Annotated in this window: 8 protein-coding genes; 5 read left to right on the top strand and 3 right to left on the bottom strand. The window is 70.2% G+C overall.

The window, feature by feature from the left end; translation table 11 throughout:
• Positions 1-50: 50 nt before the first annotated feature.
• The gene (locus tag ACZ4SW_RS26240; protein WP_468250513.1) at positions 51-629 is read right to left on the bottom strand and encodes a GNAT family N-acetyltransferase; all 579 of its coding nucleotides are present in this window, start codon (positions 627-629) and stop codon (positions 51-53) included.
• Between the two features lie 382 nt (positions 630-1,011).
• On the opposite strand from ACZ4SW_RS26240, the gene secA reads away from it, so the two are divergent.
• The gene (gene secA, locus ACZ4SW_RS26235) at positions 1,012-3,822 is read left to right on the top strand and encodes a preprotein translocase subunit SecA (protein WP_468250511.1); all 2,811 of its coding nucleotides are present in this window, start codon (positions 1,012-1,014) and stop codon (positions 3,820-3,822) included.
• Between the two features lie 148 nt (positions 3,823-3,970).
• Here secA and ACZ4SW_RS26230 read toward each other — a convergent pair whose 3' ends face one another.
• Positions 3,971-4,510: an Rv3235 family protein gene (locus ACZ4SW_RS26230; protein ID WP_468250545.1), complete on the bottom strand. Its 540-nt coding sequence runs from the start codon at positions 4,508-4,510 to the stop codon at positions 3,971-3,973.
• On the opposite strand from ACZ4SW_RS26230, the gene ACZ4SW_RS26225 reads away from it, so the two are divergent.
• The 3 genes from ACZ4SW_RS26225 to ACZ4SW_RS26215 all read left to right on the top strand — a co-directional run bounded on the left by ACZ4SW_RS26225 (position 4,458) and on the right by ACZ4SW_RS26215 (position 6,195).
• Positions 4,458-4,679: a hypothetical protein gene (locus ACZ4SW_RS26225; protein ID WP_468250547.1), complete on the top strand. Its 222-nt coding sequence runs from the start codon at positions 4,458-4,460 to the stop codon at positions 4,677-4,679. The two genes, ACZ4SW_RS26230 and ACZ4SW_RS26225, sit on opposite strands and share 53 nt — an antisense overlap.
• A 258-nt stretch (positions 4,680-4,937) precedes the next feature.
• Positions 4,938-5,453 (top strand): DUF6912 family protein, encoded by a 516-nt coding sequence (locus ACZ4SW_RS26220; RefSeq protein WP_468250509.1) that lies wholly within the window; start codon positions 4,938-4,940, stop codon positions 5,451-5,453.
• Positions 5,454-5,529: 76 nt separating this feature from the next.
• Positions 5,530-6,195: an HAD family hydrolase gene (locus ACZ4SW_RS26215; RefSeq protein WP_468250507.1), complete on the top strand. Its 666-nt coding sequence runs from the start codon at positions 5,530-5,532 to the stop codon at positions 6,193-6,195.
• A 115-nt stretch (positions 6,196-6,310) separates the two neighbouring features.
• On the opposite strand, the gene ACZ4SW_RS26210 is transcribed toward ACZ4SW_RS26215, so the two are convergent.
• On the bottom strand, positions 6,311-6,877 hold the full coding sequence (locus tag ACZ4SW_RS26210) for a DJ-1/PfpI family protein (RefSeq protein WP_468250505.1): 567 nt from the start codon (positions 6,875-6,877) through the stop codon (positions 6,311-6,313).
• 593 nt (positions 6,878-7,470) lie between these two features.
• Between ACZ4SW_RS26210 and ACZ4SW_RS26205 the strand changes: the two genes are divergently transcribed.
• Entirely contained in the window at positions 7,471-12,411 is a 4,941-nt protein-coding gene (locus ACZ4SW_RS26205; protein WP_468250503.1) for an NAD-glutamate dehydrogenase, read from the top strand.
• The last annotated feature ends 139 nt before the right edge of the window (positions 12,412-12,550 follow it).

The following is a 12,550-nucleotide window of genomic DNA, read 5'->3' as shown; positions in this document are numbered from 1 at the left end:
CGGTCCGCGGGAGCCCGCACCTACGACGGTCGCACCGCGGGAGCCCGCGCCTACGACGGTCGCACCGGAGCCGGCACATACGCCGCCGTCGACGGCAGGCCCACGTCCGACGGCAGCAGGGAGCCGACCCAGCAGTCCCGGCGCACCCCCTTGTTGTTGATCGCGGACCGCAGCACGCCCTCGATGGTGAAGCCCGCGCGTTCCGCGACCGCCCGCGAGCCCGCGTTGCCCACCTCGGCGCGCCACTCCACGCGGTCGACCGACAGGTGGGTGAACGCCCAGTGCGCCGCGCGGAGCGTGGCCTCCGTGGTGTAGCCGTTGCCCCGGTGCTCCTTCGCCGTCCAGAAACCGACCTCGGCCACGCCCAGCGAGCGCATCGTCAGGCCGAGCATGCCCACCAGTTCGCCGGAGGGCAGGAACACGCCGAAATGGAACATGGAGGCGTTCGCCCAGCCGTCCGGCGCGATCTGCCCGACGAACATCTCCGCGTGTTCGCGCAGATACGGCGACGGGATCGTGGTCCAGCGCTGGATGTCGGGGTCCTGGGCGGCCGCGTACACCGCGTCGGTGTCCCGGGGGCCCACGGTGCGCAGCAGGAGGCGGTCGGTGGTCAGGGTGACGGGGTCCATCGCTTGATTCTGCTCGGGCCTCCGCCTCGCCGCCATGATTTTTGTCCGTGTCATGCCCGGCACCTGACCCTCTCAGCAGCCACCAGGCCGACGCCCGCTCCCGCCCCAGCCGCCACGCCGTCGTCCTTCGCCCCGGCCGCACGCCGTCGTCCGCCCCTGCCCCGGCCGCCACGCCGTCGCCCGCCCTGCACCGACACCCGTGACCGCCCGGTTACTTTTCGTGGCACGGACGCGGCACCTTCCGCCGCGCCCGTCCGTTGTCCTAGTGGCTGTCGGCGGCAGACCTCCCGGCGCGGCGGGGTCCTCGCTTACGATGGCCGTTGCTCAAGCTGTCATAGGTAACCGACCGTCCCAGGCCCGAACGGCAAGGAGACAAACCCCCGTGTCCGTCCTCTCGAAGATCATGCGTGCAGGCGAAGGCAAGATCCTGCGCAAGCTGCACCGCATCGCGGACCAGGTCAACTCCATCGAAGAGGACTTCGTCGACCTCTCCGACGCCGAGCTGCGGGCCCTCACCGATGAGTACAAGCAGCGGTACGCCGACGGCGAGAGCCTCGACGACCTGCTCCCCGAGGCCTTCGCCACCGTCCGCGAGGCCGCCAAGCGCGTCCTCGGCCAGCGGCACTACGACGTGCAGATGATGGGCGGCGCCGCCCTGCACATGGGCTATGTGGCCGAGATGAAGACCGGTGAGGGCAAGACCCTGGTCGGCACGCTCCCCGCGTACCTGAACGCCATTTCCGGAGACGGCGTCCACATCGTCACGGTCAACGACTACCTGGCCGAGCGCGACTCCGAGATGATGGGCCGCGTCCACAGGTTCCTGGGCCTGTCCGTCGGCTGCATCCTCGCCAACATGACCCCGGCCGAGCGCCGCGAGCAGTACGCGTGCGACATCACCTACGGCACGAACAACGAGTTCGGCTTCGACTACCTCCGCGACAACATGGCGTGGTCGAAGGACGAGCTCGTCCAGCGCGGCCACAACTTCGCGATCGTCGACGAGGTCGACTCCATCCTGGTCGACGAGGCCCGTACGCCGCTGATCATCTCCGGCCCGGCCGACCAGGCCACCAAGTGGTACGGCGACTTCGCCAAGCTGGTCATGCGGCTGAAGAGGGGCGAGGCGGGCAACCCGCTGAAGGGCATCGAGGAGACCGGCGACTACGACGTCGACGAGAAGAAGCGCACGGTCGCCATCCACGAGTCCGGCGTCAGCAAGGTCGAGGACTGGCTGGGCATCGACAACCTCTACGAGTCGGTGAACACCCCGCTGGTCGGCTACCTGAACAACGCGATCAAGGCCAAGGAGCTCTTCAAGCGCGACAAGGACTACGTCGTCATCGACGGCGAGGTCATGATCGTCGACGAGCACACGGGCCGTATCCTCGCCGGCCGCCGCTACAACGAGGGCATGCACCAGGCGATCGAGGCGAAGGAAGGGGTGGACATCAAGGACGAGAACCAGACGCTCGCCACGATCACCCTGCAGAACTTCTTCCGCCTCTACAAGAAGCTCTCCGGCATGACCGGTACGGCGATGACCGAGGCCGCCGAGTTCCACCAGATCTACAAGCTCGGCGTGGTCCCGATCCCGACCAACAAGCCGATGATCCGCAAGGACCAGTCGGACCTGATCTACCGCACCGAGGTCGCCAAGTTCGAGGCGGTCGTCGACGACATCGCCGAGAAGCACGAGAAGGGCCAGCCGATCCTGGTCGGCACCACCTCGGTCGAGAAGTCCGAGTACCTCTCGCAGCTTCTCAGCAAGCGCGGCATCCAGCACGAGGTGCTGAACGCCAAGCACCACGAGCGCGAGGCGGCGATCGTCGCGCAGGCCGGCCGCAAGGGCGCCGTGACCGTCGCCACCAACATGGCCGGCCGTGGTACGGACATCAAGCTCGGCGGCAACCCCGAGGACCTCGCCGAGGCCGAGCTGCGCCAGCGCGGGCTCGACCCGGAGGAGCACATCGAGGAGTGGGCCGCTGCCCTGCCCGCCGCCCTGGAGAAGGCCGAGCAGGCGGTCAAGGCCGAGAAGGAGGAGGTCGAGGCGCTGGGCGGCCTCTACGTCCTCGGCACCGAGCGCCACGAGTCCCGCCGTATCGACAACCAGCTGCGCGGTCGTTCCGGCCGTCAGGGCGACCCCGGCGAGTCCCGGTTCTACCTCTCCCTGGGCGACGACCTGATGCGCCTGTTCAAGGCCCAGATGGTCGAGCGCGTGATGTCGATGGCGAACGTCCCGGACGACGTGCCGATCGAGAACAAGATGGTCACGCGCGCGATCGCGTCCGCCCAGTCGCAGGTCGAGCAGCAGAACTTCGAGACCCGGAAGAACGTCCTCAAGTACGACGAGGTGCTCAACCGGCAGCGCGAGGTCATCTACGGCGAGCGGCGCCGCGTCCTGGAGGGCGAGGACCTGCACGAGCAGATCCAGCACTTCATGGACGACACGATCGACGCGTACGTCGCCGCGGAGACCCAGGAGGGCTTCCCGGAGGACTGGGACCTGGACCGGCTGTGGGGTGCCTTCAAGCAGCTCTACCCGGTGAAGGTCACCATCGAGGAACTGGAGGAGGCGGCCGGCGACCGTGCCGGTCTGACCGCCGAGTTCATCGCCGAGTCCATCAAGGACGACATCCACGCGCAGTACGAGCAGCGCGAGGCCCAGCTCGGCTCCGAGATCATGCGTGAGCTGGAGCGCCGGGTCGTGCTGTCGGTCCTGGACCGCAAGTGGCGCGAGCACCTCTACGAGATGGACTACCTCCAGGAGGGCATCGGCCTGCGCGCCATGGCGCAGAAGGACCCGCTGGTCGAGTACCAGCGTGAGGGCTTCGACATGTTCCAGGCCATGATGGAGGGCATCAAGGAGGAGTCCGTCGGCTACCTGTTCAACCTGGAGGTCCAGGTCGAGCAGCAGGTCGAGGAGGTTCCCGTCGAGGACGCCCAGCCTTCCCTGGAGAAGGAGGAGGCCGTGGCGGCCCAGGCGGCCCGCCCGGAGATCCGTGCCAAGGGCCTGGAGGCACCGCAGCGCCGCGAGCGGCTGCACTTCTCCGCGCCGACCGTGGACGGTGAGGGCGGCATCGTCGAGGGCGACTTCGCCAGCGACGGTGAGCCGGTCCGCTCGGAGGCGGACGGTCTGACCCGTGCGGAGCGCCGCAAGCAGGCCAAGGGCGGGCGGCGCCGCAAGAAGTAGCAGCGTTGCGTGACGAGGGGCCGGGCACCCGAAGTGCCCGGCCCCTCCCTGTTTCTGTGTCACTCCTTTCCCTGTGTCACTGCTGTTCGTGTGTCTGTTCGTGTGTCTGTTCGTGTGTCACTTCTGTTCGTGTGTCCTTCCGCTTCTCTCACTCGTCGTCCCCGTGCGGTGTCCGCGGCCCGCCCAGTTCCACCGCCGTGCAGCGCCAGCGGTGGTCCCGGCCGCACTCCAGGCGGAAGGCCATCGCGCGGAGCTGGTCGCCGGCGCCGATGCGGGCGAAGGCTTCGATGGCGCCGGGCCGCGGGACGTAGTAGCCGATGTCGCGGACGACCGGACGGGTGCCGCGGGTGCGCAGCGGGCCGCGTTCGGCGAGCCGGGCCAGGTCGTCGTAGGCTCGTCCGACGGTGTGCCGGAGCATGCTGTGCACCGGGCGCTGACCGCTCAGCACGGACAGCAGACGGTCGGCGAAGACGTCGGTGGGGCGGGCCTGCGGCAAGGGCGGGAGCGGCGCCCGGGCGCCAGCCGCAGGGGGCGGGACGGCACCTGCCGGGGTGGCGGACGGCCGGTGGAGCGTGCCCGTCCGCGACGGGCCCTGACCCGGTGCCGCGCGGCGCGGCGTGCCGCCCGGCCGGCGCGTGTCGTGGCGGACCGGAGGACGGGCGCCCGGCGCGGGCTTCGCCCTGGTCATCGCCTGGTTCCCGGTCGTCGTCCGGTTCCTGGCCGTCGTCTGGTTCCCGGTCGATGCCTGGTTCCCGGGCGACGCCTCGTTCCTCGGCATTGCCTGGTTCCTGGGCAGCGCCTGGTTCCTGGTCATCACCTTGTGCATGGCGGAGATCCCCGTTTCGCGAGGCCGGTGAGTACCGGTCGGTAACTTCTCGGGGATCTTGTACGGGGCGGGGCGACCGGCTCGCAACGAAGCCGGGCGCCTGCGGGGCGGGCCGGAGAGTTCACCTATCAGGGTGAGAAGCGGGGCGAAGTCCCGTCGGCGGCCCGGGCGCACCGGGTGAGCGATGCCGGTCCCCGTTGACGCCGCCGAGGTCTGCGGGCGGGCCCCGAAGGGGGACGCCCGCACGTATCCTGAGGTGACCCCTGACCGACTACGAAAGCGGCTCGTCATGCGCGTCTACGTCCCCCTGACCCTCTCCGGTCTCGCCGAGGCGTACAAGACGGGTGAGCTGGGCGCCGGACCGGTCGTCGCGTACGCCGTCACGCCCGCGCTGCGCGAGTGGTACCTCTCCGACGACATCGAGGAACTGGAGTACGCGGCGCTGAGCCGTGCCGCGCTCGCCTCCCTGCGCCTGCTGGCGGCCGATCCGGGGTCCCCACGGCGGCGGGTCGTGATCGCCGTCGACGTCCCCGACGGCGCGGCGACCGCCGACCCCGACCGCGGACTCGACCCGGCGGCGCTCGGCGAGGTGCGCGTCGCCGGGCCGGTGCCGCTGGCCAAGGCGGCGGCCGTGCACGTCGACGCGTTCGACGCGGAGGCGGACGTGACCGCGGCGGCCGAGGCCCTGGAGGCGGCCGAGCGCGGGGACGACGACGCGCAGTTCGTCGTGGACGGCGCCGAGGACCACGAACTGCTCTGGTACGCCACGCAGGAGATCCCGAACCTGCTCGGCTCCAGGGACTGACCGGGCGCCCGGGCGCCTTCCGGGCCGCCGTGGCGCGCACCGGTGATTGTCGGTGCCGCCGGGTACTTTTCCTTTCATGGGGACGTTTGGAAGCGCGCACATCGTCTGGGACTGGAACGGGACGCTGTTCCACGACAATGAGGCGATCATCGGGGCGACGAACGCGGCGTTCGCCGAGCTGGGCCTGGAACCGATCACGCTGGAGCAGTACCGGGCGCTGTACTGCGTGCCGGTCCCGAAGTTCTACGAGCGGCTGATGGGGCGGCTGCCGACGGACACCGAGTGGCAGCTCATGGACGAGGTCTTCCACCGGTACTACGCGCAGCACCGCGTCCGCTGCGGGCTCACCGAGGGCGCGGCCGAGCTGCTGGCGGGGTGGCGGTCGGCGGGCCGCAGCCAGTCGCTGCTGAGCATGTACGGGCACGAGGAACTGGTCCCGATGGTCCGGGCGCTGGGGATCGAGGCGCACTTCGTACGGGTGCAGGGGCGTACCGGACCCTCCGGCGGCAGCAAGGCGGAGCACATGGTCCGCCACATACGGGCACTCGCCGGCCTCGACCCGGCCCGCACGGTGGTGATCGGGGACGCCGCCGACGACGCGGTCGCCGCCCGCCATGTCGGGGCGCGGGCCGTGCTGTACACCGGGGGGTCCCACAGCCGCGCGAGCCTGGAGGAGGTCGGCGTGCCGGTGGTCGACACGCTCCAGGAGGCGGTCGCGGAGGCGGAGCGTCTGGCGGCCTGACGAGTGCCTGGCGGCCTGAGCGTCTGGCGGCCTGACGAGAGCCCGGCGGCCCGATGAGAGCCCGGGGCCTGCAAGGGTGCGGCGCCCCGGCGGGCACCGCACCCGGGCGGTGCGCTCAGGTCACCGGCGCCTTGGCGCGCAGGACGGTCAGGAACTCCCGCATCCAGCCGGAGTGGTCGGGCCACGCCCGGGACGAGACGAGCGTGCCGTCGACGACCGCCTCGGCGTCCTGGAAGTCGGCCCCCGCCGCCTGCATGTCCAGCTCCAGGGCCGGATAGGCGGTGACGCGCCGCCCGCGCAGGGCGTCCACCGCCGCGGTGAGCAGGGGACCGTGGCAGATCTGGGCGACCGGCTTGTCCGTGTCGAAGAACGACTTGAGGATCTTGCGGAGTTCGGGATCGTTGCGGAGGTACTCCGGGGCGCGTCCGCCGGGGATCACGACGGCGACGTAGTCCCCGGGGTCGACCTCGGAGAAGGCGAGGTCGGCGGGCCAGGTGTAGCCGGGTTTCTCGGTGTAGGTGTCGAAGCCGGGTTCGAAGTCGTGGACGACGAACCGGAGCTGCTTACGGGCCGGAGCCGCGATGTGGACCTCGTAGCCCTCTTCCCGCAGGCGCTGGTACGGGTAGAGGACCTCCAGTGATTCCGCCGCGTCGCCGGTGACGATCAGGATCTTCTGCGTCATGGTTGGCCGCGCTCCCCTCGATGGTGCGGACGGCTGCTTCGGGTGCCTTCTGGCAACGTGCCTCGGTCGACGGCGCTTGCCAAGGGGGCCCGGTGCCCGTACAGCCATGCTCGCACCGTGCGCCCTGCACGGCATCGCCCTCGGTGCCCCTGTGCAGAACGTCAAAGTTCGACCCCCTCTTTTGTACACATACGGCTCATGACGTGCCCCCCACGAGGAGCGATAGCCTTGTGGCGTGATCAGCGCGATAGCTCGCGGGGACGTCGCCGTCCCTGCCCTGCGCCCGGCGAGCACGGACCACCTCCGTGACCGGGTGGCGGTCGCTGGTCTTCGCAGGCGGGGCCGGTCCGACAGGGCGCCGCAGGCGCCCGCCGGGGCAGCCGGGGCGCCGGGGACGCGACAGGCGCCGAGCGCGCCGAGAGCAGCGTCACAGCCGCCGCGGGCGCCGGAAATGGCCGATAACCCCCCGCACATCTCTCCACGCGGCATAGCGTCGAAGCAGACCGGACACCCCGCGTCGCGGCGTTACGTCGGAGAAGAGACCGTACTTCCTTCTACGTCACGCAACGGCGCGCGACAGGAGCCAGAGGACAATGCAGACCAAGCTGGACGAAGCCAAGGCCGAGCTGCTCGAGAGGGCCGCCCGGGTAGCTGAGAACAGTCCGGTCGGGGGGCACCTACCGACCGGGACGACGGACGAGGGCACCCCGGACCGGGAGACCGTGCTCGCGTTCCTCCAGCGCTACTACCTGCACACCGCCCCAGAAGACCTGACCGACCGCGACCCGGTGGACGTCTTCGGCGCCGCCTTCTCGCACTACCGGCTCGCAGAGACGCGCCCGCAGGGCACGGCGAACGTGCGCGTGCACACCCCGACCGTCGAGGAGAACGGCTGGACCTGCAGCCACTCCGTCGTCGAGGTCGTCACCGACGACATGCCGTTCCTCGTCGACTCCGTGACGAACGAGCTCTCCCGCCAGGGCCGCGGGATCCACGTCGTGATCCACCCGCAGTTCGTCGTCCGCCGCGACCTGACCGGCAAGCTCCTCGAGGTACTGCCCGACGCCCCCGGCGCCGACCTGCCGCACGACGCGTGCGTCGAGTCCTGGATCCACGTCGAGATCGACCGCGAGACCGACCGCTCCGACCTGAAGCAGATCACCTCCGACCTGCTGCGCGTCCTGTCCGACGTCCGTGAGGCGGTCGAGGACTGGGAGAAGATGCGCGACTGCGCGCTGCGCATCGCCGAGGGGATCCAGAAGGAGCCCGTCCCCGACGACCTGCCCGAGGCGCAGATCGAGGAGGCCGGCGAGCTGCTGCGCTGGCTGGCCGCCGACCACTTCACCTTCCTCGGCTACCGCGAGTACCGGCTGCGCGACGACGACACGCTGGCCGCCGTCCCCGGCACCGGGCTGGGCATACTGCGATCGGACCCGCACCACGCGGCCGAGGACCAGCACCCGGTCAGCCCGTCCTTCGAGCGCCTGCCCGCCGACGCCCGCGCCAAGGCCCGCGAGCACAAGCTGCTGGTCCTCACCAAGGCCAACAGCCGCGCCACCGTGCACCGGCCGTCGTACCTCGACTACGTCGGCGTGAAGAAGTTCGACGAGAACGGCAACGTCGTCGGCGAGCGCCGCTTCCTGGGCCTGTTCTCGTCCGCCGCCTACACCGAGTCCGTGCTGCGCGTGCCGGTCGTGCGGCGCAAGGTCGACGAGGTCCTCTCGGGCGCCGGGTTCTCGCCCAACAGCCACGACGGCCGCGACCTGCTCCAGATCATGGAGACCTACCCGCGCGACGAGCTGTTCCAGACCCCGGCCGACGAGCTGCGTTCCATCGTCACCTCCGTCCTCTACCTCCAGGAGCGCCGCCGCCTCAGGCTCTACCTGCGCCAGGACGAGTACGGGCGCTACTACTCGGCCCTCGTCTACCTGCCCCGCGACCGCTACACCACCGGCGTCCGGCTGCGCATCATCGACATCCTGAAGGAGGAGCTGGGCGGCACCAGCGTCGACTTCACCGCCTGGAACACCGAGTCGATCCTCTCCCGGCTGCACTTCGTGGTCCGCGTGCCGCAGGGCACCGAGCTGCCGCAGCTCTCCGACGCCGACAAGGAGCGCATCGAGGCCCGGCTGGTGGAGGCCGCCCGCTCCTGGACCGACGCCTTCAACGAGGCGCTGACCGCCGAACTCGGCGAGGAACGCGCCGCCGAGCTCCAGCGCCGCTACACGAACGCCTTCCCCGAGGGCTACAAGGCCGACCACACCCCGCGCGCCGCGGTCGCCGACCTCGTCCACCTCGAACAGCTCACGGACGAGGAGGGCGGCAAGGACTTCGCCCTCAGCCTGTACGAGCCCGTGGGCACCGGCCCCGGCGAGCGCCGCTTCAAGATCTACCGCAAGGGCGGGTCGGTCTCCCTGTCCGCCGTGCTCCCGGTGCTCCAGCGGATCGGCGTGGAGGTCGTCGACGAGCGGCCGTACGAGCTGCGCTGCCAGGACCGTACGACCGCGTGGATCTACGACTTCGGGCTCAGGCTGCCCAAGGAGGTGGCCGGCAACGGCGACTACCTCGGCGACGACGGCCGCGAGCGGTTCCAGGACGCGTTCGCCGCGGTGTGGACCGGGCAGGCGGAGAACGACGGGTTCAACGCGCTGGTGCTGAGCGCCGGCCTGACCTGGCGGCAGGCGATGGTGCTGCGCGCGTACGCCAAGTACCTGCGCCAGGCCGGTTCCACCTTCAGCCAGGACTACATGGAGGACACCCTCCGCAACAACGTCCACACCACCCGGCTGCTGGTCTCCCTGTTCGAGGCGCGGATGTCGCCGGAGCGGCAGCGGGCGGGCCTGGAGCTGACCGACGCGCTGCTGGAGGAGCTGGACGCCGCGCTCGACCAGGTCGCCTCGCTGGACGAGGACCGCATCCTGCGTTCCTTCCTCACCGTGATCAAGGCGACGCTGCGCACCAACTTCTTCCAGGAGGCGCCCGGCGGCAAGCCGCACGACTACGTCTCCATGAAGTTCGACCCGCAGGCCATCCCGGACCTGCCGGCGCCGCGCCCGGCGTACGAGATCTGGGTGTACTCGCCGCGCGTCGAGGGCGTGCACCTGCGCTTCGGCAAGGTCGCCCGCGGTGGTCTGCGCTGGTCCGACCGGCGTGAGGACTTCCGCACCGAGATCCTCGGCCTGGTCAAGGCGCAGATGGTGAAGAACACCGTCATCGTGCCGGTGGGCGCCAAGGGCGGGTTCGTCGCCAAGCAGCTCCCGGACCCGGCCAAGGACCGCGACGCCTGGCTCGCGGAGGGCATCCGCAGCTACCGGACGTTCATCTCGGCCCTGCTCGACATCACCGACAACATGGTGGCCGGCGAGGTCGTCCCGCCGGTGGACGTGGTGCGGCACGACGGCGACGACACCTACCTGGTGGTCGCGGCCGACAAGGGCACCGCGACGTTCTCGGACATCGCCAACGAGGTCGCCGAGAAGTACAACTTCTGGCTCGGCGACGCCTTCGCCTCCGGCGGCTCGGCGGGCTACGACCACAAGAAGATGGGCATCACCGCCCGCGGTGCCTGGGAGTCCGTGAAGCGGCACTTCCGGGAGCTGGACCTGGACACCCAGTCCGAGGACTTCACGGTCGTCGGCATCGGCGACATGTCCGGTGACGTCTTCGGCAACGGCATGCTGCTGAGCGAGCACATCCGCCTGGTCGCCGCCTTCGACCACCGGCACATCTTCATCGACCCCAACCCGGACGCGGCGACCTCCTACGCCGAGCGCCGCCGCCTGTTCGAGCTGCCGCGCTCCTCCTGGGCGGACTACGACACCGAGCTGCTGTCGGCCGGCGGCGGTGTGTTCCCGCGCACGGCCAAGGCGATCCAGATCAACGCGCACATCCGTGAGGCGCTGGGCATCGAGGGCAAGGTCACCAAGATGACCCCGGCCGACCTGATGCGGGCGATCCTCAAGGCACCGGTCGACCTGCTGTGGAACGGCGGCATCGGCACCTACGTCAAGGCCTCCACCGAGTCGAACGCGGACGTCGGCGACAAGGCCAACGACGCGATCCGCGTGGACGGCAAGGACCTGCGCGTCAAGGTCGTCGGCGAGGGCGGCAACCTGGGCCTGACCCAGCTCGGCCGGATCGAGTTCGCCCAGCACGGCGGCAAGATCAACACCGACGCGATCGACAACAGCGCGGGCGTGGACACCTCCGACCACGAGGTGAACATCAAGATCCTGCTCAACTCCGTCGTGGCCAACGGCGATCTCACGGTCAAGCAGCGCAACCAGCTCCTCGCCGAGATGACCGACGAGGTCGGCGCCCTGGTGCTGCGCAACAACTACGCGCAGAACGTGGCGATCGCCAACGCCCTGTTCCAGTCCAAGGACATGCTGCACGCGCAGCAGCGGTTCATCCGCTACCTGGTGCGCGAGGGCCACCTCGACCGGGCGCTGGAGTTCCTGCCCACCGACCGCCAGATCCGCGAGCGCCTCACCGCCGGAGCGGGCCTGACCGGCCCGGAGACGGCCGTCCTGCTGGCGTACACGAAGATCACGGTCGCCCGGGAGCTGCTGGACACACCGCTGCCCGACGACCCGTACCTGCGCAGCCTGCTGCACGCGTACTTCCCGACCGCGCTGCGCGAGAAGTTCCCCGAGCAGATCGACGGCCACGCGCTGCGTCGTGAGATCGTGACGACCGTCCTGGTCAACGACACGGTCAACACGGGCGGCACGACCTACCTGCACCGTCTGCGCGAGGAGACCGGTGCGTCGCTCGAGGAGATCGTCCGGGCGCAGACCGCCGCCCGCGCGATCTTCCGCTCCGGGCCGGTGTGGGACGCGGTCGAGGAGCTGGACAACAAGGTCGACGCCGCCGTGCAGACCCGCATCCGGCTGCACTCCCGCCGGCTGGTCGAGCGCGGCACGCGCTGGCTGCTCAACAACCGGCCGCAGCCGCTGGAGATCACCGAGACGGTCGCGTTCTTCGCCGAGCGCGTCGAGCAGGTCTGGAGCGAACTGCCGAAGCTGGTGCGCGGCGCGGACCTGGAGTGGTGGCAGAAGATCTACGACGAGCTGACGGGCGCCGGCGTCCCCGACGAGCTCGCCACGCGCGTGGCCGGGTTCTCCTCGGTCTTCCCGGCGCTCGACATCGTCTCGGTGGCCGACCGCATGGGCAAGGACCCGATGGACGTCGCCGAGGTCTACTACGACCTCGCCGACCGGCTCAAGATCACCCAGCTCATGGACCGCATCATCGAACTGCCGCGCAACGACCGGTGGCAGTCCATGGCCCGCGCCGCGATCCGCGAGGACCTGTACGCGGCCCACGCGGCCCTGACCGCCGACGTCCTGGCGGCCGGAAACGGCACCTCGACGCCCGAGCAGCGCTTCGACGCCTGGCAGCAGAAGAACGCGCCGATCCTGGGGCGGGCGCGCGCGACGCTCGACGAGATCTCGAACTCGGACTCGTTCGACCTCGCGAACCTGTCGGTGGCGATGCGCACGATGCGGACCCTGCTGAGGACGCACAGCTAGGCCGGCACGACGGTGGGGGCGCCCCTCGGGGAGGGGCGCCCCCACCTATGCGCATCCCGGCATCATGCCCGCGCTCGCCCATCGGCTAACGTAGTCTGACGCTTTCTTGCCAAGGCCTAGGGGAATCCAACCCCTCGTT

The sequence above is a fragment of the Streptomyces sp. NPDC028331 genome (assembly GCF_055565775.1).
Note: the sequence above shows the minus strand (reverse complement) of the source record. Positions and strands in the feature narration are given on the sequence as shown.

Excerpts from the sequence above, each read along its gene's own strand:
- ACZ4SW_RS26230 (WP_468250545.1), bottom strand. The coding sequence starts at position 4,510 with ATGACCAGGGCGAAGCCCGCGCCGGGCGCCCGTCCTCCGGTCCGCCAC.
- ACZ4SW_RS26215 (WP_468250507.1), top strand. The coding sequence starts at position 5,530 with ATGGGGACGTTTGGAAGCGCGCACATCGTCTGGGACTGGAACGGGACG.
- ACZ4SW_RS26210 (WP_468250505.1), bottom strand. The coding sequence starts at position 6,877 with ATGACGCAGAAGATCCTGATCGTCACCGGCGACGCGGCGGAATCACTG.
- ACZ4SW_RS26240 (WP_468250513.1), bottom strand. The coding sequence starts at position 629 with ATGGACCCCGTCACCCTGACCACCGACCGCCTCCTGCTGCGCACCGTG.
- ACZ4SW_RS26220 (WP_468250509.1), top strand. The coding sequence starts at position 4,938 with ATGCGCGTCTACGTCCCCCTGACCCTCTCCGGTCTCGCCGAGGCGTAC.
- ACZ4SW_RS26205 (WP_468250503.1), top strand. The coding sequence starts at position 7,471 with ATGCAGACCAAGCTGGACGAAGCCAAGGCCGAGCTGCTCGAGAGGGCC.